We start from the raw sequence: 26,094 nt of genomic DNA, 5'->3' as shown, positions 1-26,094 counted from the left end.
TGTTATTCAAACTGTTTATTCGTGTCGCTTTGTTTATTTAACGCAAATCTGAACCAACGATAGTAGAGGGATAAAATCCCAGCCCCACTAAGGGATTATGATATACTTGCCGCAGTTGATACACAGCCAAATTCCGTTATGGTTCAATTAAATCAAAATTTTATCAGTACAATTGCCCAAGAATTGCCCGCCCATCTCTCAATGGATGACTTTATTGCGGCCTGTTCAAGACCACTACGTCGCTCAATTCGCGTCAACACCTTAAAGATCAGCAGCGAAGATTTTAAGCGTTTGATGCAGCCGAAAGGTTGGACCTTCGAGCCTATTCCCTGGTGTGAGGATGGTTTCTGGATAAGCTATGATGAAGAAGAGCAGCTCGGCAATGCCCTAGAGCATATTCAGGGCTTATTCTATATCCAAGAAGCCAGCTCCATGCTGCCGCCAATCGCACTATTTACCCCCAATGCAGATTGGCAATGTGTGTTGGACTTAGCAGCTGCACCTGGCTCTAAAACCACGCAAATGGCCGCCTTGATGAATAATCAAGGCTTATTGGTTGCCAATGAATATTCTGCAAGTCGCGTCAAAGTACTCCATGCTAATGTGCTGCGCATGGGCGCGAGTCACTGCGCCCTAACCCACTTCGATGGCCGAGTATTTGGTGAGTATCTGTATGAAAGTTTTGATGCGGTATTAATTGATGCGCCTTGTGGCGGTGAAGGCACGGTCCGTAAAGATGCGGACGCGTTAAAATCTTGGTCGCTCGATGAGGTTCTTGCAATTAGCGAAACCCAAAAAGCCTTAATCGAATCCGCATTTTTGGCCTTAAAACCGGGTGGCAGTTTGGTTTATTCAACCTGCACCCTTAATCGGCACGAAAACCAAGGTGTATGTGAATATTTGCAGCAAACCTATGGCAATGCAGTGCAATTTGAGTCCTTAAGCCAATTATTTGATGGTGCTGACAAAGCCACTACGCCAGAAGGCTTTTTGCACGTTTGGCCACAGATTTACGACAGCGAAGGCTTTTTTGTCGCGAAGTTGACTAAAACCCGTTCGGTACCACGCCTACAGCCTGAGCCGAAATTGCAAAAGAATTTCCCCTTTACGGAGGCGAGTGCCAAACAAGCCAAAGCCATTCAAGCCTATTTTACCGATGATCTGGGTATCGAACTGCCCGATGATCTCATTATGGTGCGCGACGATGAGTTTTGGCTATTTCCCCATGAATTTAAAGACTTTATTGGTAAAATGCGCTTTCAGCGGATTGGGGTTAAGCTTGCCGATCACAGTAAACATGGCTTTAAAGTGCGCCATGAGGCGATTATTGCTCTAGCGGGTAAAGCGCTTAAAGCGGGGGCAAAAAACGGCGCTAAAGTCGTAGAAGTGAGCGATGAGCAGGCAAAAGAGTATTTGATGGGACGAGATATTCCCCTCGATACGGCCAGCAAAGCTCAGGGCGAAGTGATTGTCTGTTATGGCGGCGCGCCTTTAGGCATGGCGAAACATTTAGGTAATAAATTAAAAAACAACCTGCCCAGAGACTTAGTGAAAGATAAAGTATTATTGCTACCACCGCAGGCATAATGGTTATAAATAGGTGATTTTTTAGCGAGAAATAACCTAAAAAACGGGGCAGAGAAAGTGTTACTCATACTAAACTCAACTACACTGAGTCTATTGTAAAGTGCTCTGTATGGCACTTTCGTTTGTAGCGCACGGCTCTTCAACGAGCCATTCCCCTAGGCCCAAACAGCTAGAATCGTTTTGGGCCTTTTTTTATGGGCTTGCGTTTTAACGAATATGAGCAAAATTGTGCTCACAAGAGAGGGGCAAACCTAAATCAACGCCCAATCAAGCGCGCCGCATCCTTAAACAAGTTAAAGAAGTTCTCACTGGTATACTGCGCAAGATCTTCGTAACGCTCTCCGCGCAGCTCTGCCACAAACTCGGCCACATCACGCACATAGGCGGGTTGATTTTCCTGTCCACGGTGTGGAATAGGCGCAAGATAAGGCGAATCGGTTTCCACCAATAAACGCTCTTTCGGCACTTTGCGGATCACGGTTCTTAACTCACCGGCATTTTTAAAGGTCACAATGCCTGAAACGGAAATATAAAAACCTAAGTCAATCGCCGCCTTGGCCATTTCCCAGTTTTCCGTAAAGCAATGTAACACGCCACCGACTTTATCAGCCTGCCCCGCTTTTAGCATGTTGATGGTGTCTTCACGGGCATCACGGGTATGCACAATCAGCGGCTTATCAACTTCAACCGCCAAGGCAATTTGTTGCTCAAAACATTGCTGTTGCAGGGCTTTAGTTTCATCGGCATAAAAATAATCTAACCCAGTTTCACCAATGGCCACCACTTTGGGGTCCATTGCAAAACGGCGAATTTGCTCCACATCGAGGCCGTCTTTCACATCCAGCGGATGCACGCCCGAAGATAAAAACACCTGCTCGAAACCCGCAACCTTGTCGCGCATCGACTCAAATCCCTGCTGGCGCACATTGACACAGAGCATATAGTCGACACCGCGCGCCTTAGCGTTGGCGAGGATGAGTTCTAAGGTGGGTTGATCGGGAGCCGCTTTCAGGCGATCGAGATGGCAATGTGAATCGATAAGCACAGCAATGTCCAAGCAGATAAACAAAAAGGAGCACAAGGATACTCAGCGATGGGATCGAGGTCAAATTTCGCTAAGGCTTCACTCAGCACTTAATACTCAGTGTCGACCCTAGCTGACCACTCTATGCATTACATCGTGCAGGTTAAGTCACCAGAGGCGAGTTCACGGGATAACAATTTTTCAATATGGTGTTTATGGCTGTCGGGCTCTGAGACTATCTTGATACCAATCCCAGCAGGACGTCCACCCGATGCTCCCAAAGGATTGATCCACACAACGACGCCACGAAATTCGTTTGAGGTGGTCGCGCCGGGTAAACGATAGGCGATGGTTAAGGTCTCACCGAGGTAATGGGTTTCCCCGGTGGCGACAAACAGCCCTGCCGGTTTGATAAACGGCATATAGGCGCGGTAAAGCTGATGTAAGGTATCAAAATTGACGACAAGATCGACCATGGCATGTTACTTATTTGTTATTTCTTTATATTCTAAGACATAACTTTGACACAAGCCTAAATAATTGACACTCGGCATTGCACTTAAGCTATGACACATTCCCATGATTTTCGCCGCCAAGTTCCCTATTTGCGCTTGCACAAACGCATCTTGGTCGCCGTACTTCAATAAAACTTGTCTCAGGAGTAAGTATAAAACCTTAAGAGCATCAATGATTTGTTGTTCACTTATCGTTAACAAACTAGCACACAGATGGCCCGACGACAAACTTTGCGCCCAATCTTTGCGAAACCCTAACAAGGCTTGATAACGACTGGGTTGCGTACCGTCAGATTGCAAACTTTCGGCCAACTTTAATGGGCCACCGACCACACTCAAGCACCAAGTCACATCCTCTTGGATCTGGCATTGCTGAATTAACCAGTTTTTGATCAACATTTTAGACGGCGTCACAAAGGGAAGCCGCTGACAACGACTACTGATCGTGGCCATTAAACGTGCGGGTGTGTCGGAATGTAATAGTAGTAAGGTGTCTTTACCCGGCTCTTCGAGCGTCTTGAGTAGCGCATTGGCAGAGGCTGAGTTTAAACGCTCGCTATGGTGGATAATGGCTACACGGCGGCCACTTTGCTGGGCAGTCGCACTTAAGCGGCTACAAAGCTCACGAATTTGATCGACTTTGATTTGATGGCCATCGGCCTCGATTTGATAAAAATCAGGATGATTACCCGCATCAAATAACTGGCAGGACTTACAAAAACCGCACCCGCCCGCGGGAGTGGGTTGTGAACACATGGCGGCGCGCGCCATAAACACACTCAAAAGTTCACCGCCATAGGCAGAATCGATACCCACGAGTTGCGCGTGAGGGACTTTTTGAGTTTGCAACTGGGTTAAAAACGCCTGCCTTGGCGCATCGAGCCAAGGCAGGGTTAATACATCAAAACCGCTTTGCACTACCATGCCATCGCCTGTAACACGGCCAGAATATCTTTATGCACTTCGGCCATGGTTTGGCTGGCGTCGATAACGACAATCCGCTCATCTTCGCTGGCAAGCTTGAGGTAAGTTGCGCGCGCCCGTTCAAAAAAGTCGATGGCTTGCTGCTCAATTCTATCAAGTTCGCCCCGCTTTGCTGCTCGTTGCAGCCCAAGCTTAGGGTCAAGGTCAAGATAGAGGGTTAAATCGGGTTTAAACCCTTTGAGCGTTGCGTTACTTACGGCTTCGACTAAAGGCATTAAGCCACGTCCACCGCCTTGGTACGCTAAAGATGACAAATTGTGTCTATCCCCTAACACCCATTTGCCTTCAGCCAGCGCGGGTTTGATCACATTGGCGACGAGCTGGGCTCTGGCGGCATAAATCAATAAACATTCAGACTCATCACATAAAGGATCGTTTGGGTCGGCAATTTTCACTAAATCACGAATGCGCTCGGCCAGCGGCGTGCCGCCTGGCTCGCGGGTGCAAACAGGCGCGAGCCCGGTGTGCTTTTCAATAAAATCGCGAATAAGGGCAATCGCACTCGATTTACCGGCGCCTTCCAGTCCTTCAACAACGATGAATTTGGCGGATGCTTGGGTCATTTTTTCTTTCTCTGATAAATATCGACGGCGCGGTTATGTTCTTCCAAAGTGGTCGAAAATACATGGGTACCATCGTTACGCGACACAAAATACAAATAACTGACCTTGGCGGGTTTCGACACTGCCTGTAATGAGGCCTTGCTCGGTGCCGCAATCGGTGTTGGCGGTAAGCCGAAAATCCGATAGGTATTAAACGGTGTCTCTTCGACTAAATCTTTACGGGTGATATTGCCTTTAAATCTGTCTCCCATGCCATAAATCACCGTGGGGTCGGTTTGCAGCTTCATGCCTAGATTCAGTCGATTAATAAAGACGCCGGCGATTTGATCACGCTCAAAGGCTTGACCAGTTTCTTTTTCGACAATCGATGCCAAGATCAGCATTTGGTAAGGTGATTTAAGCGGTAAACCGGGCACACGCTCTGCCCAGGCTTTGGCGAGTTCTTGCTCCATCATTTTATAACTTTGGGTCAGCAGTACCTTGGCATCACTGTCAGCGGTGTAATGGTAAGTATCGGGGAAGAATTTACCTTCGGGCAACGCCGAATCGTCCCCCTGCTCCATTAATACGGCACTAAAAACCTCTGGGGTCAGTTGTAAATGGGGCGCACTTGCCAGTTGTTGTTCCCACTCGGCAATGGTTTTGCCTTCGACTAAGGTCAGGCTAAAGGTTTTCACCTTGCCATTGACTAAGTCGTTAAGTAAGTCGGCAAGCGTCTGCGAGGGTGACATCTCGTACAGACCAGTGCGGATCTTGCCCAGCTCTGGACGCAATCTAAGTAACCATTTGAGTTTCCATTTGTCTTGGATAACGCCATCGGTTTCTAACTGCTGCGCCAACTGGTGCACACTCGTACCACGAGCAATGGTTAATTCTTTGGCTTCGGTTAACGCTAATGGCGTTTGGCTGTAATCAATAATCGTACGGTAACCCCAATAACCCGCCAAGCAAGCTAAGGTCAGCAAGGCCAATAAGGTAGAGCTTGCGATCAGAATGAGTTTTTTCATAGTGAGAGTGAAAGTGTGTGTCTAAGATCGGCAGTCAAAGGAGAAGGCTTGAAACTGTGCGAATCGATCGCCAGTACATCCACCACGCCTAAGATGCTGTTAGTGATAAATGCCGAGTCAAACTCCACTAAACGCTCGGCGCCAAAGGGCAAACAATCAATATTCATCTGCCGTGCAAGTAAGGCTAACATCACTTGCTCGCGTATGACACCCGCAACGCCGCAGCGCGCCAAAGATGGGGTAATCACTCGATGGCCTTTAACAAAAAAGATATTCGCCATCGAAGATTCTATCACCTGCCCAGTACAATCCAGCACTAACCAATCATCAAAACCCTGTGATAAGGGCTGGGATTTGATTAACACTTGCTCGAGGCGATTAAGGTGTTTTATCCCCGCCAATAAGGGTTGATGACCTAATTGGACTGCGGAGGTTTTAAGACGAATACCCAGTTGTTGCCACGCAGCATAATGGGTAGGAATGGGATGAACAGAAACGATCTCCGTAACGTTTACCTGCTCAGGCGGGGCATAGCCTCTGCCCCCAACACCGCGTGTGATCATCAATTTAATACAGTGATGCGGGTACTGTGCAGCAAGTGTATTGAGCTGCTCGGCAAGGGCTGAACTCATTTGCCAGTCAAACCCAAGTCTTGCAGCGCCAGCCGTAAGACGGGCTTCATGCTGCTCAAAAAACAAAATACCACACTCGCTACTTCGCATCGTAGCAAAGAGGCCATCACCATAGGCAAGTCCCCTGTCCATAGGAGCAATGCTTGCCTGTGAAACCCCATTAACCCAAATCAAGGGTATTAGTCCTGACTGATACGGCTAGCAACCGCATCCTGTTGATCTTTATACTTGGCATTTTTGCGCTTGTTATACGGACGCGCCACTGGGCCACTTAAACGTTCAAAGTTTAACGCACCAATGGTCATCCGTGGGCGCAGCGCTAAAGGCAACTTACCGCTGTTGTAAAACTCGAGCACGATTTTACCCTGCCAACCCGGATCAATCCGGTGCGCAGTGACGTGCACCATCAAGCCTAAACGCGCCAGTGAAGAGCGGCCATCGAGCCAACCGACGATATCGGCAGGCAGTGTCACGCTTTCATAGGTCACGGCGAGCGCCAATTCACCGGGGTGTAGGAAGAAGGCTTCGCCGTCTGGGATTTCGATGATTTCGCTCATCACCCGATCGAGCGCCGCCTGCACTTCAATACTCGGACCACTGAGGTCGATAAAAGGCGCAGTATGATCCTTAAAGACGCGAAATTGCCCACCTAAGCGCACATCCACACTGACGCCAGAAATCGCATCTATGCTTGGGCGAGGTTCTATAACGATAGTGCCGTTATCAAGGGCCTGTTCAATTTCGATATCGGTTAAGCGCATCTTGCCTTTTACTCCCTGAGTTTTAGTCGTTATTTTGCCAGTAAATGTTGAATACGAGTCTTCAAAATATCGGTCGCGATACGGTTTTTACCGCCGCGAGGCACGATAATATCAGCGTATTGTTTTGAAGGTTCAATAAATTGCAGGAACATAGGACGCACTGTCTTCTTGTACTGTGAAATCACTGACTCCATCGTACGGCCACGCTCGGCCACATCGCGGGTTAAACGGCGCAGGAAGCAAATATCCAGCGGCGTATCCATAAACACGCTCGCATCCATCAATTCACGTAATTTAGGGTCTGTTAACAGCAGGATGCCTTCTAAAATGATCACTTTTTTCGGCGTCATTTTTACAGTTTCGGCCATACGCGTATGTTCGGTATAGCTATAGCAAGGAATATCAACAGCTTCGCCAGACTTTAGCAACTGCAAGTGCGTGCATAGCAGCTGATGGTCTAACGCCTTGGGATGGTCGTAGTTAGTTAACACACGCTCATCCATGGATAAATGACTCTGATCGCGGTAGTACGCGTCTTCGTTAATTACCCCAATCTGATCTGTGCCTAAATCGCGGCGAAGTTCGTCAAAAATCGTCTTGGCAATTAAACTCTTGCCCGATGCTGACGCGCCAGCAATTGCAATAATGACACACTGCTGAGAATTCATACCCTTAAACCTTACTCGTCATCTGATACGCTAATAGAAACTGTTTTCTGGCTCTGTTTAAGTGCCAATTCGGCGCCCACTTTACGGGCAATTTCCCGATAAAGTGCCGCCACTTCACTGTCAGGCTCGGCCACAACCGTCGGCGCACCCACATCCATGGCTTCACGGATATTGATGTGCAGCGGTAAGGCGCCTAACAGTGGAACTTGATAACGCTCAGCCATTTTACTGCCACCGTGCGTACCAAAGGGGTGTTCTTTATGGCCACACTCTGGACATAAATGGAAACTCATATTCTCAACAATGCCGAGAACGGGGATATTCACTTTCTGGAACATGGTGATGCCTTTCTTGGCATCGGCGAGAGCGATGTCCTGCGGCGTTGTCACAATCACCGCGCCGCTGACTGGCACTTTTTGCGACAGGGTTAATTGAATATCACCCGTGCCCGGTGGCATATCGACGACTAAATAGTCTAGCTCTGGCCACTGGGTTTCATTGAGCAGCTGCGCAAGCGCGCCCGCCGCCATAGGGCCACGCCATACTGCGGCTTCATCACCACTTAACATAAACCCAATCGATTGGGCGGCAATGCCATGGGCACTGGCGGCGCTCATGTGTTTACCATCGAGGGAAACGGGCCTGAAGTTGGGGATCCCAAGCATTAATGGGACGGAAGGACCATAAATATCGGCATCTAAAATACCAACCTGTGCGCCCTCAGCGGCCAGTGCTAAAGCAAGGTTGACCGCCGTGGTTGATTTACCCACACCGCCTTTGCCGGACGCGACAGCAATCACTTGCTTCACATTGGCAATCGGTGCGATAGAAGCAATCGCAGAATACACCTTAGGTTGAAAATCGATTTCACACTCAACCTCATCAATGGCATCCAGCACAGCGAGCTTGTTGGTGAGCGCCATCACGGTATCGCGGTATTGAGTCATACAAGGGTATGGGTAGACTAAGCCAAGCTGCAAACGCTTACCTTCAATCGCCAATTTATTCACGCATCCTGCGCTCACTAAACCCTTCGCTAAATACGGGTCGATATATGCATCGAGAATGGCCAGAACTGGCCCGAGAAGATCGTCACTTAAACGATAATCAGTTTGAGTTGAAGACAAAAGAATTACCCCCACCAATAAATTTGCCCAAGTGTACCAGATAATGACAAAAACATTAGCGCAGATTTAACCCAATCGACTCAGGTTTTGATGAAAATCATCCTGTAATCGGTTAGTATCTCTACCATTATTTTTGGCCCACCACGATATTTGAGACAAGATGGCAACTTCACAACGTAAAATTCTCGTGACCAGCGCACTTCCCTACGCGAACGGACCGATTCATTTAGGTCACATGCTGGAATACATCCAGACGGATATCTGGTCGCGTTATCAAAAACTTCGTGGACATGAGTGCCACTATATTTGTGCCGATGATGCCCACGGCACACCGATTATGCTCAAGGCGCAGCAATTAGGTATGGCGCCTGAAGAAATGATTGCTCAAGTCAACAAAGAGCATCAGCAGGATTTCGCCGATTTTAATATCGCCTTCGATAATTATCACAGCACCCACAGTGACGAAAACCGCGTGCTGGCGAGCGATATTTACTTAAAACTGCGCGCTAATGGCTATATCAAAAGCAAGAGCATTTCTCAGCTATTTGACCCTGAGAAGTCGATGTTCCTGCCAGACCGCTTCGTCAAAGGCACCTGCCCTAAGTGTAAATCGCCCGATCAATACGGCGACAACTGTGATGCCTGCGGCGCAACTTACAGCCCAACTGAGCTTATCAATCCAAAATCAGCGGTATCGGGTGCCACGCCAGTGATGAAAGACACTGAGCACTTCTTCTTCGACTTACCCGCCTTCGAAGACATGCTCAAAGAGTGGACTCGCTCCGGCGCACTGCAAACCGAAATGGCCAATAAACTCGACGAATGGTTCGAACAAGGCCTGCAACAGTGGGATATCACCCGTGATGCACCTTACTTTGGTTTTGAGATCCCAGATGCACCGGGCAAATACTTCTACGTTTGGTTAGATGCGCCTATCGGCTACATGGGCTCATTCAAAAACCTGTGTGACAAACGCCCAGAGCTAAGCTTTGACGAATTTTGGGCGAAGGATTCTAAAGCAGAGGTTTACCATTTTATCGGTAAAGATATCGTTTATTTCCACAGTCTGTTCTGGCCTGCGATGCTCCATGGATCAGGCTATCGCCAGCCAAACAGCGTCTATGCCCACGGTTATGTAACGGTGAACGGCGCTAAGATGTCTAAATCTAAAGGCACCTTTATTAAAGCCCGCACCTATTTAGATCACTTAGATCCTGAATATTTACGCTACTACTACGCGGCCAAACTCAGTAGCCGTATCGACGATTTAGATTTAAATCTGGAAGATTTCGCCCAGCGCGTAAATTCAGATCTAGTCGGTAAGCTAGTGAACTTAGCCTCTCGCACCGCAGGTTTTATCACTAAGCGATTCGATGGCAAGCTCGCAAAAATTGCGGATACCACGCTAACTGAGGCGTTTTTAGCCAAACAAGAACAAATCGCTGAGTTTTATGAGACCCGTGAATACGGTAAAGCGATGCGTGAAATCATGGCACTCGCGGACATCGCCAACGGTTTTGTCGCCGATGCAGCGCCTTGGCAGCTAGTGAAGCAAGATGATCAACAGGAAGCCGCGCACCAAGTGTGTTCAAACGCGCTGAACCTGTTCCGCATTTTGGTGACGTACTTAAAACCTGTGTTACCACGCTTAGCGCAAGACGTTGAAGCCTTCTTCCAACAAACCTTAACGTGGGATGGCTTAGGCCAAGATATGGCGGGCCATGAAATTGCGCCATTTAAAGCCATGATGCAACGTGTTGAGTTAGACAAAGTTGAAGCTATGGTGGCCGACTCTAAGGAAAACTTGCAAGCCACGAGCGAGCCAGAAGCACCAAAAGGGCCATTAGCAACCGATCCCATTAGCGATACCATCAACTATGACGATTTCGCTAAAATCGATCTGCGTATTGCGCGTATCGTTAAAGCCGAGCATGTAGCCGAAGCCGACAAACTGTTAAAACTGCAACTTGATATCGGCGGCGAAACCCGTCAGGTATTTGCAGGCATTAAATCAGCCTATTCGCCTGAGGATCTCGAAGGCAAGCTGACTGTGATGGTTGCCAACCTTGCACCACGTAAGATGCGTTTTGGCATGTCAGAAGGCATGGTCTTGGCAGCAGGCCCTGGTGGCAGCGATTTGTGGATTTTAGAACCCCATGAAGGTGCACAGCCTGGTATGCGGGTGAAGTAATCGACACTACGCACCCGTCAAGTTACAGGTAAGTAGACATAAGGCCGCATTTAATGCGGCCTTATTTATTAAACACACATTCCTTTACGCTTTATCAGGGAACGTAAGTTGATGTGGCCTCGACAAGTGACTGACAGTGCGACACTATCGCGGCTATGGCTAAGCCGCACTGATTCAGCGACAACGCACTATGGAATTTTCGAGGAGAAGTTATGGGCAATATCATTGAGCAGCTGTTGTTTTCTGCTTCAATAACCGGTCCCATCTGTTTAATGTTAGCCTTAGGCGTGATGCTTAAACGCACCCAAGTCATTGATGAACACTTTATTGATGTCGCTTCTAAACTGGTTTTTAATGTCACCCTGCCGGCGCTGTTGTTTCTCAGCATCATCAGCTCGCATCACGATCTTGCCGCCAGTGCGCCATTAATCGGTTATGGCTTACTCGCCAACTTACTGTTTTTTATCCTCTCAACCTACACGACAAAACGATTTTTCCCCGAGCCGAAGGATCAAGGCGTCATCATTCAAGGGGGATTTAGGGCCAATACCGCCATTATCGGCTTAGCCTATGTCTCTAATGCCTATGGCGAATCAGGCGTTGCTTTAGCGGCCGTTTATGTGGCGTCCATGACGCTGCTCTACAATATTCAAGCCGTGATTTGCTTGAGTCCTAAGGGTGAGGAATCAAGCCGCCGCGCTTTTGCGGTGATCATTAAAACCATCACCAAAAATCCGCTGATCATTGCCATTATACTCGGCATGTTGTTTTATCTGCTGGCGATCCCCTTACCGAAAATGGTCCTCGATGCTGGGCAATACTTTGCCAATATGACACTCCCATTAGCACTGCTGTGTACAGGCGGTTCATTGGATATTGGCTCGCTCAGACATGAAAAGTATGCCACTTGGTTCTCAACCGCCTTAAAACTTATCTTTGCGCCACTGTTCATCACCCTAGGCGCCTTGATACTTGGCTATCGCGAAGTTGAACTTGCCTTAGTGTTTTTGATGAGCGCCGCGCCCACGGCAGCCGCAAGTTATGTGATGGCGCGGGCCATGGGAGGAAATGCCACGCTTGCGGCCAATATTATCGCCTTAACCACCGTTTGCTCGCTGCTCACCTGCACCTTAGGCATTTTTATCCTGTCGACCCTAGGGCTTATTTAAACTTAGGACTGATTTGAACTTAAGGTTGATTTACATAAGACAAAGGCGAGCATGGCTCGCCTTTCATTTACAAGATGTCGATAAAGCAAGATTGTTAAACAGGGTTAGCGATATCTACAAAATGGTGTACCAAATTAAATTCGCGAGCGAGATGACGCCCCAGCGCCTCAATGCCAAAACGCTCGGTCGCATGGTGACCCGCCGCATAATAGTGAATTCCCTGCTCCACTGCGCTATGGAAAGTACGCTCTGACACTTCGCCACTGATAAACGCATCCACACCAAGACTCGCGGCAACATCGATATAATCCTGCGCACCGCCCGTACACCAAGCTAAATATTGGATTTCATCCGAACTCTCGCCAATATGCAGCGGCGCTCTGCCAAGTACTTCGTCTAAGGTCGCGGCAAATTCACTGGCACTGACGGGCAAATCGAGCTTTCCACGCCACACTAATCCCTGTGCCACATCTTCTACTGCTTCAGCATCGATGATCCCCAGTTTGCGGCCTAAGACCGCATTATTACCTAACATTGGATGGGCATCTAAGGGCAAGTGATAACCAAACAGATTGATATCGTGGGCGAGTAAGGCTTTGATTCGGCGCTGCTTCATGCCTGTGATCACCTCAGGCTCACTCTTCCAGAAAAAACCATGGTGAACCAAAATCGCATCGGCTTTGAGGCGAATCGCTTCATCGATTAACGCTTGGCAAGCAGTCACACCTGTCACTATGGTGCGGATATCTGCTTTACCTTCAACCTGCAAACCATTGGGGGCGTAATCTTTAAAGGCCGATATCCGCAAAAAATCGGCTAAATATTGGGTTAGTTCTGTCCTTGTCATTCCATCACCGTTTAACGTTCTTTATTAATGTTTGGCAGTTAGGCTTAATTTCCTCGCGTTAGGTGCATGGCTTAGTTACATGGCTAAATCAACGCGAACCCCACCTTGCAGGTACACCACACGTACCCTATCCCCCGCATTGAACACCATGCCAGGATCATAATCTTGGATCACCATGACTTGCGTGCCGTCTTCCTGAGTGATCATCAGCTCCACGAGCTTGAGCGATTGCACCGTTGTGCCACTGCCATAACGATTGCCAACTCCAGCACCAATTAAGGCGCCTAATATTGTCGCAATATCTTGGCCAGAGCCACCACCAAATTGATGGCCGATAACACCACCCGCTAATGCGCCACCGAAAGTTTTCCAACCTTGGTTTCGGTCTTCAATTAATTGGGTTTCGGTGATATTACGTACTGAGTTGATATCACCATAGAGGACTTTCTCGACCGGCACCGCCTGATTACGATCGTAACCTGCTTGCACCGGAGAAATCACTAAAGCACAAATAAACATAAAGCTCGCTAGTGTAGGTTTCCACATATCCGAATTTCCGCTAACTTAGTATAAGGGTCTATTACTGAATCATACGCAATTGTGAACTCACTGTCTTTTCTGAATCACGAATTTGAAGCTTTTCCTTCACCCGAACTCGCCCTCACCGATCCAAACGGCTTATTGGCGATAGGTGGTGACCTACGCCCAGAGCGTTTGTTGACCGCCTATTATCACGGCATTTTCCCTTGGTTTAACGCCGAGGATCCTATTTTATGGTGGTCACCCGATCCCCGCGCCATTTTTATTCCAGGCCAAGTGAATATCAGCACCAGTTTACGTAAATATTTAAAAAAACAGCCTTGGCGCTATACCATCAATCATGCCTTTACCGATGTGATGGCAGGTTGTGCTCAACCTCGGCGTAAACAAACTGGCACTTGGATAACCCATGAAATCCAAATGGCCTACCGTGAGCTACACCATAATGGCCATGCCCACTCAATCGAAGTTTGGCACGGTGAGCGATTAATCGGTGGGCTTTATGGTCTCGCCATTGGCCAAGTGTTTTGTGGTGAATCCATGTTCCACCGCGAAACCAATGCGTCAAAGGCGGCCATGGCGGTGTTGCAACAACATTTAATCAAAATGAATTTTAAACTTATTGATGCACAGGTAATGAATCCCCACCTTGAGAGCTTAGGGGCAAAACCCGTTAAACGCGCGAACTTTATACAACTCTTAACCCAGTTTAGGGATAACACGGTTAATCCTGCAGCTTGGATACCAAGTGAGGTCACACTTGAACTCTAACGCGAGTAACACCCCAATCGCCATTGGGATCAGCCAAATTTTCCCCTGCAGTTACCTCGATGGTCAGCAGGAGCAACTGTTAGTCATTCAGGAGGAAACCCTCGACCCAATACTATTTGAGCGGCTACTCGCCATAGGTTTTCGCCGCAGTGGCAGCGCCATTTATAAACCCCGTTGCCCCCGTTGCAGTGCCTGTCAGCCAATTCGGTTACCAATTAAAGAATTTACACCGTCTAAACGGCAAAAGCGCACCCTAGCCCATAACCGTGATTTAACTTGGCGCATCACCTCAGAACATACCGAGGCTCAATATGCCCTGTATGAAAAATACATCCGTGAGCGCCACTTCGATGGCCCAATGTTTCCGCCAAGCAAAACCCAATATGAACAATTTTTATTCTGTCATTGGCTGCCCCCCACGTTTATTGAAGTCTATGATGGCAATAGACTTGTGGCTGTAGCAGTGACAGACACTCTGCCCAATAGTTTGTCAGCCATTTACAGCTATTTTGACCCCGATGAAGAACGCCGCTCCCTTGGCGTATTATTGATCTTACTCCAGTGCAGATTGGCTAAAATGCAGGGTAAAGATTTTCTTTATCTGGGGTATCAAATTGATGCAAATCGGAAAATGTCCTACAAACGCTTATACCGCCCTTATCAGATTTTAACCCCCCAAGGCTGGGAGTATTCCCAAGTTTGCTAGGCACATCCCCTTTACAGCAAGGTGAATTTGCGGCATGATACGCCCGTTTTTTATATTCGAAGGCTAATGGGATAAATAATTAATGGCGAAAGAAGATAACATTGAAATGCAAGGCACTATCCTTGAAACCTTGCCAAACACAATGTTTCGCGTAGAGCTTGAAAATGGTCATGTGGTGATAGCCCACATTTCAGGCAAAATGCGCAAAAACTACATCCGGATCCTGACTGGTGACAAAGTAACAGTTCAGTTGACCCCTTATGATCTGACCAAAGGTCGTATTGTCTTCCGCGCACGCTAATATTCCCCTTTAGTTGAAAAACCCGGCGAGGCCGGGTTTTTTTGTTGGCGTGAGATTAGAAAAATGGCTGCAATTGCAGCCATTTTTATTGGGTTTTCGCGAGAGATTAAGCCTTAGTGGTACTTTTCTCGTGGCGTTCGGTGTGGATCACGATTTCACCGTCTTTGGCATCAACCTGAGCAACACCACCATGTTCCAGTTCACCGAAGAGAATAGCATCCGCTAATGGACGTTTAATAAGCTCTGTCACCACGCGGGCCATTGGCCGTGCGCCCATGCTCTTATCATAGCCTTTCTCGGCGAGTAGGGTTCTGGCCTCATCACTGACTTCAAGTAACACATGTTTCGCATCAAGTTGTGCTTGTAATTCCACCAAGAATTTATCAACCACCTTGGCTATGATAGTCATATCTAAATGGTTGAACCAAATGATGGAATCTAAGCGGTTACGGAACTCTGGCGAGAATACTCGATTGATTTCCGATAAGGCATCTTGGGTATGATCCTGCTGAGTAAAGCCAATAGACTTACGGATCGTTTCCTGAACACCTGCGTTTGTCGTCATCACTAAGGTGACATGCCTAAAATCCGCCTTGCGACCGTTGTTATCGGTTAAGGTGCCATGATCCATCACCTGCAGTAACAGGTTGTAGACATCGGGGTGAGCCTTTTCGATTTCATCGAGCAACACCACGCAATGGGGATTTTTAATTACAGCATCAGTGAGTAAACCACCTTGGTCGTATCCTACGTATCCAGGAGGAGCACCAATCAAACGAGAAACCGTATGGCTTTCCATGTACTCAGACATATCAAAGCGCACCAGCTTCATTCCTAGGCAACTAGCTAACTGATTGGTTACTTCTGTCTTACCTACCCCAGTTGGGCCTGCAAACAAAAAGCTACCAACAGGTTTTTTATCTGTACCTAAACCACTGCGCGATAATCGAATCGCCGAGCTTAAGGATTCAATCGCCTTGTCTTGACCAAAGACCACCATCTTGAGATTGCGCTCAAGGTTACGCAGTAAATCTTTGTCGCTGGCGGAGACTGATTTTTCAGGGATCCGAGCAATCTTCGCTACTATGGTTTCAATCTCGGCCTGACCGATGGTTTTCTTACGTTTGCTCTGTGGCAGCATAGCCATGCGCGCACCCGCCTCATCGATCACATCGATGGCTTTATCGGGTAGATGCCGGTCATTAATGTGTTTTGCCGACAGCTCTGCCGCGCTGTTAATCGCCGCTTGGGTGTAACGCACTCCATGGTACTCTTCGTACTTAGCCTTGAGCCCCATCAGAATTTTCGTGGTTTCAGCCACTGAAGGCTCATTGATATCGACCTTTTGGAAACGACGCGCCAGTGCACGATCTTTCTCAAAAATACTCTGATATTCTTGGAACGTGGTTGAGCCCATGCAACGCAAATTACCGCTCGATAATAACGGCTTTAGCAGGTTAGAGGCATCCATCACCCCACCCGATGCGGCGCCTGCACCAATAATGGTATGAATTTCATCGATAAATAAAATGGCGTGTTTATCGGCGCTGAGTTCCTTAAGCAGACTCTTGAAACGTTTTTCAAAATCGCCACGGTATTTAGTGCCTGCGAGCAAGGAGCCTAAGTCGAGGGAGTATACAGTCGCCTGCGCCATCACCTCTGGCACTTGATTATTGACGATTCGATAAGCCAAACCTTCAGCAATCGCAGTTTTACCCACGCCCGCTTCACCCACCAACAATGGATTATTTTTACGGCGACGACATAAAGTTTGGATGGCGCGTTCGATTTCTTGATCACGACCAATCAGCGGATCTATCACCCCTTGTTTTGCAAGTTGGTTTAAATTGCTTGCAAACTGCGACAACATGCTACGTTCTTCGTTCGCTTCGCTTTGATCATCGATGCGTTCTTGATCTTGATGAGCGTCGCTGTCCTCATTTTTTGAAAAACCATGGGAAATATAATTCACCACATCTAAACGGCTGATGTCGCTGCGACGCAGCAGATAAACAGCTTGGGATTCCTGCTCACTAAAAATGGCCACCAGCACATTAGCACCAGTGACTTCATTGCGGCCCGAGGACTGCACATGGAAAACGGCGCGTTGCAGTACCCGCTGAAACCCGAGCGTTGGTTGGGTTTCTTTATCATCATCCATATCCGCAATGATTGGGGTGGTTTGTTGGATAAAGCTTGCTACTTCATCTCTAAGTTTATCTAAATTCGCTCCACAGGCGATTAGCGCTTCTTGAGCCGCAGGGTTGTCGATCAGAGCCAATAACAGATGTTCAACCGTCATATACTCGTGACGAGCCTCTCTGGCTTGCTGAAACGCCAGATTTAAGGTGACTTCCAGATCTTTGTTCAGCATAAGCACCCCCAAAATTAACAACTGACAACAGAGTAAGCGCTGTTAAGCCTTCTCTAACGAACACAGTAACGGATGTTGGTTTTGTCTTGCAAATTGATTTACTTGTATCACCTTAGTTTCTGCAATGCCGTAGGGAAAAATCCCGCAGATACCCTTTCCCTGGTGATGAATAGTCAACATGATATCTGTGGCTTCCTGCTCATTCTTGCGAAAGAAGATTTGCAGCACTTCAATCACAAAATCCATTGGAGTGTAATCGTCATTATTGAGGATCACCTTATACATTGAAGGTGGCATTAACTCAGATTCCACACGCTCTTCAACGTGTTCTATGTTTCCTGTCTTACCCATTTTTTAATACTAGCCTCTCGTGTTGTCCTCTTCCAATTGCTATCTTCAAATTAATCAGTTGTTACCTCTTTGTTAATTTTAGCTTGACTTCCGCTTTTACTCCTTACATTCTGTAGCTCAGACGGTGAAACAATCCCGTCTATACAGGTTTTACTATCTTACTGGTAAGTAGACAACAGAAGGAAGTGGAAGTATGGCAAGCGGAACTGTTAAATGGTTCAACAACGCCAAAGGATTCGGGTTTATTTGCCCTGATCAAGGTGGCGAGGACGTTTTTGCACACTATTCTACCATTGAAATGGAAGGCTATAGAACTCTAAAAGCAGGCCAACCGGTTCAATTTGAAGTAGAACAAGGTCCAAAAGGAATGCACGCTTCAGCCATTTCACCAACAAAATAATGTATGGTGAGGCCAATGATCTAAAAGGCAGGGATTTTATCCCTGCCTTTTTATTAGGCGATTGACAACTTTCTTGAAGATTGAGTCTGATAAAAAAGGCCTGCGATGCAGGCCTTTTCAGTATTAATGCTAAGTTAACGATAAATCGTTAAGCAATTAATAGCTTGTTCAGTGTCTCGCTTGGACGCATGGCTTTTTCGGCTTTTGCAGCGTCTAAACGGTAGTAACCGCCTAAATCCACTGGTGCACCTTGCGCGTTGTTTAGTTCAGCAACAATCACTTGCTCATTGGCGCTTAAAGCGTGCGCTAATGGAATAAAGTGAGCTTGTAACTGCTCGTCTTTGGTTTGAGCGGCTAACGCTTGTGCCCAGTACATCGCCAGATAGAAATGGCTACCACGGTTATCCAACTCACCAACACGTCTTGATGGCGACTTGTTGCTATCTAAGAACTGACCGATGGCTTGATCTAAAGTATCCGCCAGTACTTGTGCCTTAGGATTACCCACAGTTTGGCTCAAATGCTCTAAAGAAGCCGCTAAAGCTAGGAATTCGCCCAGAGAGTCCCAACGTAAGTGACCTTCTTTTTCAACCTGTTGTACGTGTTTAGGCGCACTACCGCCCGCACCCGTTTCGAACAGGCCGCCACCATTCATTAATGGCACGATAGACAGCATCTTAGCACTGGTCCCCAGTTCGAGGATTGGGAACAAGTCAGTCAAATAGTCACGCAGTACGTTACCAGTAACTGAAATGGTGTCTTTACCTTCTTTGATGCGCGCTAAAGAGAAACGTGTTGCTTCTTCTGGCGACATAATGCTGATGTCTAAACCGCTGGTGTCATGCTCAGGTAGGTATTGCTTCACTTTAACAATCAATTGCGCATCGTGGGCACGATTTGCATCTAACCAGAATACCGCTGGAGTATTGCTTAAACGTGCGCGGCGAACGGCAAGTTTGACCCAGTCACGGATAGGCGCGTCTTTAACTTGGCACATTCTCCAAATGTCGCCCGCTTCCACATTGTGACTCATTAATACTTTGCCACTGGCATCAATCACGTTAACTACGCCATCGGCAGGGATTTCGAAGGTTTTATCGTGGCTACCGTATTCTTCGGCTTTTTGTGCCATTAAACCCACGTTTGGCACACTGCCCATAGTGCTTGGATCAAAGGCACCGTGCTCTTTACAGAACGCGATAGTTTCTTGATACACACCTGCGTAGCAACGGTCAGGGATCAGGGCTTTAGTATCGTGCAACTTGCCATCAGGGCCCCACATTTGGCCAGATGAACGAATAGCCGCTGGCATAGAAGCATCGATAATAATGTCGCTTGGGACGTGTAAGTTGGTGATGCCTTTGTCAGAATCCACCATCGCCAGCGCAGGACGCTCAGCGTAAACCGCCGCGATATCGGCTTCAATTTGGCTGCGTACATCGGCAGGTAAGCTGGCTATTTTGGCGTATACATCACCAAAGCCGTTGTTCACATCAACGCCTAACTCAGCAAATAATGCCGCATGTTTATCAAACACCGGTTTGAAAAACACTTTCACTGCATGACCGAACATGATGGGATCAGACACTTTCATCATGGTGGCTTTAAGGTGCAGCGATAACAGCACATTTTCAGCCTTGGCATTGGCAATTTCACGCTCAAAGAAGCTCACTAAGGCTTTTTTGCTCATCACTGACGCGTCGATGATTTCACCAGCTAGCAGTTTCAGGCCTGATTTAAGGACGACTTCTTGACCGTCTTTTTGTGCCAGCACAATGTTGACAGTGTCAGCGTGAGCAAGCGTTACTGACTGCTCGCTACCGTAAAAATCACCTTCGCTCATATGAGCAACGTGTGACTTAGAGTCTTTCACCCATTTCCCCATAGAGTGTGGGTTCTTTTTCGCGAAGTTTTTCACTGACAGCGGCGCGCGGCGATCAGAATTACCTTCACGCAGTACTGGGTTTACCGCACTGCCCTTGATCTTGTCGTAACGCGCTTTAATTGACTTTTCTTCGTCAGTCTTTGGCTCGTCAGGATAATTTGGAATGTCGTAACCTTTCTGTTGCAGCTCTAAAATACAAGCTTTTAACTGCGGGATTGAGGCACTGATGTTTGGCAGTTTAATGATGTTAGCTTCAGGTTGGTTCGCTAATTCACCCAGCTCAGCTAAGTGATCGCCAATCTTTTGCGCGTCAGTCAGTTTTTCAGGGAAATTAGCAATCACACGGCCCGATAAAGAAATATCACGGGTTTCAACCGCAACACCCGCTGCATCGGTAAAGGTTTTGATGATAGGTAACAGAGAAAGCGTTGCTAGCGCTGGTGCTTCATCGGTTTCGGTATAAATAATTGTTGGTGAGTTATCTTTCATGTTACATCCTACATTATTGTAAAATTTAGTATTTTTATAATAATTTTATATCATGACGAACAAACATTGGCACGAAGGAATTCTCTATCGAGGCAATCGTAAACGCCCCTATAAAACCTATAAACCCGCTGCAACATCCTCTTTGCGTTCGCCAACGTGGGTAAATCGACTCATTAATACCTAACAAACATTTAGGCGTAGATCACATTTTCAGGCCGACATCATAGAGCATTCACAATAATATTCAAATTCCACTAACGGCGAATGCCAAGTACACTGTGTGCAGATAAATAACACGTCTTCTTTCTGACGTCTGCTAACGGATAGGTTCAGTCGTATATCATCGGCGACGACGTAAAATGACTAGACTGTCTTAAGCGACTATTCGTCACGGTATGAACAACAATTAGTTACTGCATGAACAAAAATAACCCGCTAACTTCTCAGGCAACACCTCGCACTCGCGGCCAGAGCGCATCCACCACGCACCCGCAGCATAGGGCAGATAACCGCAGCAAAGGAAGTAAACTAAGCTCCTTCGCCAAATCTGCCAAGGCAAGTTTGCAGCGCGATACAGGGTCACAACAAAATAGTCCCAAAACACGGCTTCAAAAACACTCATCGGCCTCACGCGTCAAGCCTCAAACTGCGCCTATCATCGTCTTATTTAACAAGCCCTTCGATGTTCTGTGCCAATTTACCGATGAGCAAGGCCGTAAAACCTTAAAAGATTACATCCCTATTCCGGGCGTTTATGCTGCTGGGCGCTTAGATCGCGACAGCGAGGGACTGTTGCTGTTAACCAATGACGGTCAACTCCAAGCCAAACTGACTGAGCCAAAAAAGAAAACCTTTAAAACCTATTGGGTACAAGTGGAAGGTGTGCCATCGGAAGCCGATTTAGCCAAACTGCGCCAAGGGGTTGAATTAAAAGATGGTATGACACTCCCTGCGAAGGTCAGCATCATGGCGACGCCGAATGTGTGGCCGCGTAATCCGCCGATCCGTGAGCGAAAAAACATCCCTACTACTTGGCTTGAAATTCAAATCCATGAAGGACGCAATCGCCAAGTTCGGCGGATGACGGCCCATATTGGTTTTCCGACCTTAAGACTTATTCGCTATAAAATAGGCCAATGGAGTCTAGATGATTTAGCGACAGGTGAGCATAAATGCATACTGGTGGCTCAAAAGACCGAATAGTCTTGCGCCAACAAGCAATCCAATATCCCTAATCTAGCCGCTCAAAGGTAATCACTGTGACAGTAAAAGCAAGATATAAACCCAATGTAACAGTTGCTTGTATTATCCATGCCCCGACCGAAGACAAGTATCTATTAGTGGAAGAGTGGATTGATGGTGAGCAGCGTTTTAATCAACCAGCAGGACATTTGGAAGCGAATGAAAGTCTTATCCAAGCCTGTGAGCGCGAAGTCTTTGAGGAAACAGGCCTTCAACTCAAGCCACAGGGATTGGTCGGGATTTATCAATTTAGCGCCAATCAGGACCTCGCATTTGTGCGTTTTACCTTTTTGGTGCAAGTCGATACGCTACTCACACCTAAGCCACAGGATGCGGATATTTATGCCGCCCATTGGTTGAGCTTTGAGCAGATCGCAGCTAAAGCTCATCAACTGCGCAGTCCATTAGTGCTCGATTGCCTCAACGATTACCGCAAACAGTTGCAACAAGGGCAAATTCATTCGCTCGAATTACTCAATAGTCAGCGTCTGTAGGGATGTCAAAGATAGCCCCAAGCAACAAGGCGTGATAGAATACGCCCCCGCGTAAATGCGCGATTCGATAAGGCATTTAACTGCGCTTTTGGGTTAAAAATTTGGGGTATTTTAGCATCATGCATCTTGTGCTTAATGATGTTGGGCTGATGTATCTCAGATGCTAAACGGATCACCAATAAGCCTGCCCTAACTACGCAGCTAAATAAACGCAGATTTAAAAGTGAGTCATGCACTAATGACAACGGTTCAAGCCACGACTCGCTAACACATATACTCAATGGTTTTAGGATCTATGACATCAATCGAACCCACTCATACAGGTAAAAAAGTCATTGTCGGCATGTCCGGCGGTGTTGATTCATCCGTTTCAGCCTATTTGCTTATGCAGCAAGGCTATCAGGTTGAAGGCCTTTTCATGAAGAACTGGGAAGAAGATGACAACGACGAGTACTGCGCGGCCGCCGAAGATTTAAAAGATGCTCAAGCCGTTTGCGATAAGCTTGGGATAAAACTCCACACGGTCAACTTTGCTGCCGAATATTGGGACAATGTATTTGAGTATTTTCTTGCCGAATACAAAGCAGGTCGTACCCCCAATCCCGATATCATGTGCAACAAAGAAATCAAATTTAAGGCCTTTTTAGAGTTTGCCGACGATATTCTCGATGCCGACTACATCGCCATGGGTCACTATGTGCGCCGCCGCGACAATGCCGATGGCACAACGCAAATGCTGCGCGGGGTCGACAATAATAAAGATCAAAGCTACTTCCTATACACCTTAAGCCATGAACAAGTGGCACGCAGCCTGTTTCCGGTGGGTGAACTCGAAAAACACGAAGTGCGAGAGATCGCCAAACAGATGGGATTAATTACCCATGATAAGAAAGACAGCACCGGCATTTGCTTTATCGGTGAGCGAAAATTTACTGAATTTTTAGGTAATTACTTACCAGCGCAACCTGGCAATATCGAAACCGCCGAAGGCGAAGTCATTGGCACGCACCAAGGTTTGATGTACCACACCTTAGGCCAACGTAAAGGTCTGGGGATTGGTGGCATGAAAAATAGCAATGATGACCCATGGTACGTGGTGGATAAAGATCTCAAACGTAACGTGCTTGTTGTTGGCCAAGGTGGTCACCATCCGCGATTGATGTCCAATGGCATGTTTGTCAATCAACTACACTGGGTCGACCGCAAAGGTCCCGCCGATGGCAGCCAAATTGTGGTGAAAACCCGTTACCGCCAGCAGGATATCCCTTGCACCCTCACCTATCTTGATGACAATACCCTCAAAGTGGTGTTTGACGAGCCCGTTGCCGCCGTGACGCCTGGCCAATCAGCGGTATTTTACGATGGCGAAGTGTGCCTCGGTGGCGGAATTATCGATCAACTGATCAGAGGATAAACCGTGAACGAACAGCTCCATGATCGTACTATGGCCTTTGCAGGAATACTGCAGGCCATTGCACAAGTTCAGTATTTAGCCCGTCATGGTGAAAGCGACACCAATGAGCTAGCTGCCAGTTTACACACCATTTTAGTGACTAATCCCGAAACCCCCGCCGATGTCTACCAAGATAAGGCTGGCCTGCACAAAGGCTACCAATTGGTGTTAAATCAACTGGGGGATAGCAGTCAAAAAGATGTGGAAATAACCCGCTATCTAGTGGGAATTTTAGCCCTTGAACGTAAATTAACCCGTTCAAACACCGGGTTAGCTATGCTTGCCGAACGCATCAATCAAGTGAATCGTCAGCTACATCATTTTGCGATCACCGACGAACAAGTCATTGCCAATCTGGCCAGTATTTATAGCGACATTATCAGTAATCTTGGACCTAAGATTCAGATCTCAGGCAATCCTGTGTGTCTGCAACGTCCAATAGTACAACAAAAAATCCGCGCCTTGCTGCTTGCAGCCATGCGCAGCGCAGTGTTATGGCGACAACTAGGCGGCAAACGTCGACACTTAGTCTTTGCCCGTAAAGCCATCTTAGACACGGCTAAGAAAAGTCTTACCCTATAATAAAATAAGTTTTCATCAAGGAGCTTCACATGGATCTTTCCGCACTAACTGCTATCTCTCCGGTAGACGGCCGTTACGGTAGTAAAACAGCGTCATTGCGAGGGATTTTCAGCGAGTTCGGTCTTACTAAGTACCGTGTTCAAGTTGAAATCAACTGGTTAAAGTTACTCGCCGATTGCCCAGAAATCACCGAAGTGCCGCCATTAAGCGAGTCAGCGAACGCGCTTCTCGATGCCATTAAAGACAATTTCAGTGAGCAAGATGCGCTTCGCGTGAAAGCCATTGAAAGCACCACCAACCACGACGTGAAAGCAGTTGAATACTTTATCAAAGAAAAAATCGCAGACAACGCGGAACTCGCCGCTGTCGGTGAATTTGTTCACTTCGCCTGTACTTCTGAAGATATCAACAACTTAAGCCATGGCTTAATGTTAACTGAAGCCCGCGAGCAAGTGGTACTGCCTTATTGCAATGAACTGCTTAGCGCCATCAAAAAACTAGCCGTTGAATACCGCTCAGTACCTTTGATGTCACGTACCCATGGTCAGCCAGCCTCGCCTTCAACCTTAGGCAAGGAAATGGCTAACGTAGCCGTGCGTTTAGAGCGCCAAATCAAGCAAATCGCGGCTGTTGAAATTATGGGGAAAATTAACGGCGCCGTAGGTAACTACAACGCGCACATATCTGCATACCCAGAAGTGAACTGGCATGCACTGTCTGAACGTTTTGTGACAAGCCTTGGCCTGCACTGGAACGCATACACCACTCAAATCGAACCGCATGATTACATTGCAGAGCTCTTTGATGCGATTGCGCGTTTCAACACTATTCTGCTCGATTTCGACCGTGACGTTTGGGGTTATATTGCCTTAGGTCACTTCAAGCAACGTACCATTGCCGGTGAAATTGGCTCATCAACCATGCCACACAAGGTCAACCCTATCGACTTTGAAAACTCTGAGGGTAACTTAGGTATTGCCAATGCGTTGATGCAACATTTAGCCGCAAAACTACCCGTTTCAAGATGGCAACGTGACTTAACCGATTCCACCGTACTGCGTAACTTAGGTGTGGGTATCGCCCACTCGCTGATCGCTTACCAAGCGACCTTAAAAGGCATCAGCAAGTTACAAGTGAATGAAGAGCATTTACGTGCCGAGCTCGATCAAAACTGGGAAGTATTGGCCGAGCCCGTACAAACCGTTATGCGTCGCTATGGTATTGAAAAGCCATACGAGAAGTTAAAAGAATTGACACGCGGTAAACGCATCGACGCTAAGCAACTTGCCGAATTTATCGACGGTTTAGCCCTGCCAGAAGACGTGAAGGCTGAGCTGAAGAAGATGACGCCAGCCAACTATATTGGCCGTGCAGAAGCATTCGTTGACGAACTTAACTAAAGTTCAGTTTACGGCTAACGCTTCGTTTAAC

Annotated in this window: 26 protein-coding genes; 12 read left to right on the top strand and 14 right to left on the bottom strand. The window is 47.4% G+C overall.

What is annotated here, in order from left to right; translation table 11 throughout:
* Window positions 1-138 precede the first annotated feature (138 nt).
* Window positions 139-1,587 carry a 16S rRNA (cytosine(1407)-C(5))-methyltransferase RsmF gene (rsmF, locus tag CEQ32_RS03140; RefSeq protein ID WP_088585493.1) on the top strand — a complete coding sequence of 483 codons (1,449 nt, stop codon included), beginning with the start codon at window positions 139-141 and terminating at the stop codon, window positions 1,585-1,587.
* Window positions 1,588-1,843: 256 nt separating this feature from the next.
* On the opposite strand, the gene CEQ32_RS03135 is transcribed toward rsmF, so the two are convergent.
* The 9 genes from CEQ32_RS03135 to apbC form a co-directional block, all read right to left on the bottom strand.
* A complete protein-coding gene (locus CEQ32_RS03135) occupies window positions 1,844-2,632 on the bottom strand; it encodes a TatD family hydrolase (RefSeq protein ID WP_037426481.1) in 789 nt (262 codons plus the stop codon).
* Window positions 2,633-2,760: 128 nt separating this feature from the next.
* Window positions 2,761-3,087, bottom strand: coding sequence for a PilZ domain-containing protein (locus CEQ32_RS03130; protein ID WP_037419265.1), 327 nt, complete (start codon window positions 3,085-3,087; stop codon window positions 2,761-2,763).
* 6 nt (window positions 3,088-3,093) lie between these two features.
* Window positions 3,094-4,050: a DNA polymerase III subunit delta' gene (holB, locus tag CEQ32_RS03125; protein ID WP_088585492.1), complete on the bottom strand. Its 957-nt coding sequence runs from the start codon at window positions 4,048-4,050 to the stop codon at window positions 3,094-3,096.
* Complete coding sequence (tmk, locus tag CEQ32_RS03120; protein WP_037426486.1) at window positions 4,044-4,673, bottom strand: dTMP kinase; 630 nt, start codon at window positions 4,671-4,673, stop codon at window positions 4,044-4,046. Before tmk ends, holB begins: the two co-directional genes overlap by 7 nt.
* Window positions 4,670-5,680, bottom strand: coding sequence for an endolytic transglycosylase MltG (gene mltG / locus CEQ32_RS03115; RefSeq protein ID WP_088585491.1), 1,011 nt, complete (start codon window positions 5,678-5,680; stop codon window positions 4,670-4,672). Before mltG ends, tmk begins: the two co-directional genes overlap by 4 nt.
* Complete coding sequence (pabC, locus tag CEQ32_RS03110) at window positions 5,677-6,486, bottom strand: aminodeoxychorismate lyase (RefSeq protein ID WP_047533970.1); 810 nt, start codon at window positions 6,484-6,486, stop codon at window positions 5,677-5,679. Before pabC ends, mltG begins: the two co-directional genes overlap by 4 nt.
* 5 nt (window positions 6,487-6,491) lie before the next feature.
* On the bottom strand, window positions 6,492-7,073 hold the full coding sequence (gene dcd, locus CEQ32_RS03105; protein ID WP_037419254.1) for a dCTP deaminase: 582 nt from the start codon (window positions 7,071-7,073) through the stop codon (window positions 6,492-6,494).
* Between the two features lie 29 nt (window positions 7,074-7,102).
* Window positions 7,103-7,741 carry a uridine kinase gene (gene udk / locus CEQ32_RS03100; RefSeq protein ID WP_011072566.1) on the bottom strand — a complete coding sequence of 213 codons (639 nt, stop codon included), beginning with the start codon at window positions 7,739-7,741 and terminating at the stop codon, window positions 7,103-7,105.
* A gap of 11 nt (window positions 7,742-7,752) precedes the next feature.
* Window positions 7,753-8,868, bottom strand: coding sequence for an iron-sulfur cluster carrier protein ApbC (apbC, locus tag CEQ32_RS03095; protein WP_037419322.1), 1,116 nt, complete (start codon window positions 8,866-8,868; stop codon window positions 7,753-7,755).
* A gap of 160 nt (window positions 8,869-9,028) precedes the next feature.
* Here apbC and metG point away from each other — a divergent pair, with 160 nt between their 5' ends.
* Window positions 9,029-11,059: a methionine--tRNA ligase gene (gene metG, locus CEQ32_RS03090; protein WP_037426495.1), complete on the top strand. Its 2,031-nt coding sequence runs from the start codon at window positions 9,029-9,031 to the stop codon at window positions 11,057-11,059.
* A 212-nt stretch (window positions 11,060-11,271) separates the two neighbouring features.
* Entirely contained in the window at window positions 11,272-12,228 is a 957-nt protein-coding gene (locus CEQ32_RS03085; RefSeq protein ID WP_037426498.1) for an AEC family transporter, read from the top strand.
* Between the two features lie 94 nt (window positions 12,229-12,322).
* On the opposite strand, the gene CEQ32_RS03080 is transcribed toward CEQ32_RS03085, so the two are convergent.
* Window positions 12,323-13,075, bottom strand: a complete 753-nt coding sequence (locus CEQ32_RS03080; RefSeq protein WP_037426500.1) for a Nif3-like dinuclear metal center hexameric protein — start codon at window positions 13,073-13,075, stop codon at window positions 12,323-12,325.
* Between the two features lie 75 nt (window positions 13,076-13,150).
* Entirely contained in the window at window positions 13,151-13,621 is a 471-nt protein-coding gene (locus CEQ32_RS03075; RefSeq protein WP_037419247.1) for a glycine zipper 2TM domain-containing protein, read from the bottom strand.
* A 54-nt stretch (window positions 13,622-13,675) separates the two neighbouring features.
* On the opposite strand from CEQ32_RS03075, the gene aat reads away from it, so the two are divergent.
* From aat to infA, 3 genes are all read left to right on the top strand, one after another.
* A complete protein-coding gene (gene aat, locus CEQ32_RS03070; RefSeq protein ID WP_037426502.1) occupies window positions 13,676-14,386 on the top strand; it encodes a leucyl/phenylalanyl-tRNA--protein transferase in 711 nt (236 codons plus the stop codon).
* Complete coding sequence (locus tag CEQ32_RS03065; protein ID WP_037426504.1) at window positions 14,376-15,092, top strand: arginyltransferase; 717 nt, start codon at window positions 14,376-14,378, stop codon at window positions 15,090-15,092. The genes aat and CEQ32_RS03065 overlap by 11 nt, the downstream gene beginning before the upstream one ends.
* An 82-nt stretch (window positions 15,093-15,174) precedes the next feature.
* The gene (gene infA, locus CEQ32_RS03060; protein WP_006081934.1) at window positions 15,175-15,393 is read left to right on the top strand and encodes a translation initiation factor IF-1; all 219 of its coding nucleotides are present in this window, start codon (window positions 15,175-15,177) and stop codon (window positions 15,391-15,393) included.
* A 106-nt stretch (window positions 15,394-15,499) separates the two neighbouring features.
* Here infA and clpA read toward each other — a convergent pair whose 3' ends face one another.
* Together clpA and clpS are read right to left on the bottom strand one after the other, a co-directional pair.
* On the bottom strand, window positions 15,500-17,767 hold the full coding sequence (gene clpA, locus CEQ32_RS03055) for an ATP-dependent Clp protease ATP-binding subunit ClpA (RefSeq protein ID WP_088585490.1): 2,268 nt from the start codon (window positions 17,765-17,767) through the stop codon (window positions 15,500-15,502).
* Between the two features lie 42 nt (window positions 17,768-17,809).
* Complete coding sequence (gene clpS / locus CEQ32_RS03050; RefSeq protein ID WP_011622425.1) at window positions 17,810-18,118, bottom strand: ATP-dependent Clp protease adapter ClpS; 309 nt, start codon at window positions 18,116-18,118, stop codon at window positions 17,810-17,812.
* Between the two features lie 193 nt (window positions 18,119-18,311).
* Between clpS and cspD the strand changes: the two genes are divergently transcribed.
* Window positions 18,312-18,518 (top strand): cold shock domain-containing protein CspD, encoded by a 207-nt coding sequence (gene cspD / locus CEQ32_RS03045; RefSeq protein ID WP_011072576.1) that lies wholly within the window; start codon window positions 18,312-18,314, stop codon window positions 18,516-18,518.
* Between the two features lie 148 nt (window positions 18,519-18,666).
* Here cspD and CEQ32_RS03040 read toward each other — a convergent pair whose 3' ends face one another.
* Window positions 18,667-20,892 (bottom strand): NADP-dependent isocitrate dehydrogenase, encoded by a 2,226-nt coding sequence (locus CEQ32_RS03040; protein ID WP_088585489.1) that lies wholly within the window; start codon window positions 20,890-20,892, stop codon window positions 18,667-18,669.
* A 417-nt stretch (window positions 20,893-21,309) separates the two neighbouring features.
* On the opposite strand from CEQ32_RS03040, the gene CEQ32_RS03035 reads away from it, so the two are divergent.
* The 5 genes from CEQ32_RS03035 (at window position 21,310) to purB (ending at window position 26,063) form a co-directional block, all read left to right on the top strand.
* Window positions 21,310-22,095, top strand: coding sequence for an rRNA large subunit pseudouridine synthase E (locus tag CEQ32_RS03035; RefSeq protein ID WP_181382085.1), 786 nt, complete (start codon window positions 21,310-21,312; stop codon window positions 22,093-22,095).
* A 56-nt stretch (window positions 22,096-22,151) separates the two neighbouring features.
* Window positions 22,152-22,628 (top strand): NUDIX hydrolase, encoded by a 477-nt coding sequence (locus CEQ32_RS03030; RefSeq protein WP_037426512.1) that lies wholly within the window; start codon window positions 22,152-22,154, stop codon window positions 22,626-22,628.
* A 295-nt stretch (window positions 22,629-22,923) separates the two neighbouring features.
* Entirely contained in the window at window positions 22,924-24,042 is a 1,119-nt protein-coding gene (gene mnmA / locus CEQ32_RS03020) for a tRNA 2-thiouridine(34) synthase MnmA (RefSeq protein WP_037426519.1), read from the top strand.
* Between the two features lie 30 nt (window positions 24,043-24,072).
* Window positions 24,073-24,663 (top strand): high frequency lysogenization protein HflD, encoded by a 591-nt coding sequence (gene hflD / locus CEQ32_RS03015; protein ID WP_413776995.1) that lies wholly within the window; start codon window positions 24,073-24,075, stop codon window positions 24,661-24,663.
* A gap of 29 nt (window positions 24,664-24,692) precedes the next feature.
* Window positions 24,693-26,063, top strand: a complete 1,371-nt coding sequence (gene purB / locus CEQ32_RS03010; protein ID WP_088585487.1) for an adenylosuccinate lyase — start codon at window positions 24,693-24,695, stop codon at window positions 26,061-26,063.
* Window positions 26,064-26,094: the final 31 nt, after the last annotated feature.

Source organism: Shewanella sp. FDAARGOS_354 (genome assembly GCF_002209245.2).
Lineage (GTDB): Bacteria > Pseudomonadota > Gammaproteobacteria > Enterobacterales > Shewanellaceae > Shewanella > Shewanella xiamenensis.
This window is presented reverse-complemented; position numbering and strand designations above follow the sequence as displayed.

Coding starts and splice junctions, on each gene's coding strand:
- CEQ32_RS03085 (WP_037426498.1), top strand. CDS start 11,272: ATGGGCAATATCATTGAGCAGCTGTTGTTTTCTGCTTCAATAACCGGT.
- infA (WP_006081934.1), top strand. CDS start 15,175: ATGGCGAAAGAAGATAACATTGAAATGCAAGGCACTATCCTTGAAACC.
- holB (WP_088585492.1), bottom strand. CDS start 4,050: ATGGTAGTGCAAAGCGGTTTTGATGTATTAACCCTGCCTTGGCTCGAT.
- clpA (WP_088585490.1), bottom strand. CDS start 17,767: ATGCTGAACAAAGATCTGGAAGTCACCTTAAATCTGGCGTTTCAGCAA.
- dcd (WP_037419254.1), bottom strand. CDS start 7,073: ATGCGCTTAACCGATATCGAAATTGAACAGGCCCTTGATAACGGCACT.
- CEQ32_RS03080 (WP_037426500.1), bottom strand. CDS start 13,075: ATGACAAGGACAGAACTAACCCAATATTTAGCCGATTTTTTGCGGATA.
- CEQ32_RS03130 (WP_037419265.1), bottom strand. CDS start 3,087: ATGGTCGATCTTGTCGTCAATTTTGATACCTTACATCAGCTTTACCGC.
- CEQ32_RS03075 (WP_037419247.1), bottom strand. CDS start 13,621: ATGTGGAAACCTACACTAGCGAGCTTTATGTTTATTTGTGCTTTAGTG.
- rsmF (WP_088585493.1), top strand. CDS start 139: ATGGTTCAATTAAATCAAAATTTTATCAGTACAATTGCCCAAGAATTG.
- mltG (WP_088585491.1), bottom strand. CDS start 5,680: ATGAAAAAACTCATTCTGATCGCAAGCTCTACCTTATTGGCCTTGCTG.
- CEQ32_RS03040 (WP_088585489.1), bottom strand. CDS start 20,892: ATGAAAGATAACTCACCAACAATTATTTATACCGAAACCGATGAAGCA.
- cspD (WP_011072576.1), top strand. CDS start 18,312: ATGGCAAGCGGAACTGTTAAATGGTTCAACAACGCCAAAGGATTCGGG.
- tmk (WP_037426486.1), bottom strand. CDS start 4,673: ATGACCCAAGCATCCGCCAAATTCATCGTTGTTGAAGGACTGGAAGGC.
- purB (WP_088585487.1), top strand. CDS start 24,693: ATGGATCTTTCCGCACTAACTGCTATCTCTCCGGTAGACGGCCGTTAC.
- mnmA (WP_037426519.1), top strand. CDS start 22,924: ATGACATCAATCGAACCCACTCATACAGGTAAAAAAGTCATTGTCGGC.
- CEQ32_RS03035 (WP_181382085.1), top strand. CDS start 21,310: ATGAACAAAAATAACCCGCTAACTTCTCAGGCAACACCTCGCACTCGC.
- clpS (WP_011622425.1), bottom strand. CDS start 18,118: ATGGGTAAGACAGGAAACATAGAACACGTTGAAGAGCGTGTGGAATCT.
- hflD (WP_413776995.1), top strand. CDS start 24,073: ATGGCCTTTGCAGGAATACTGCAGGCCATTGCACAAGTTCAGTATTTA.
- udk (WP_011072566.1), bottom strand. CDS start 7,741: ATGAATTCTCAGCAGTGTGTCATTATTGCAATTGCTGGCGCGTCAGCA.
- metG (WP_037426495.1), top strand. CDS start 9,029: ATGGCAACTTCACAACGTAAAATTCTCGTGACCAGCGCACTTCCCTAC.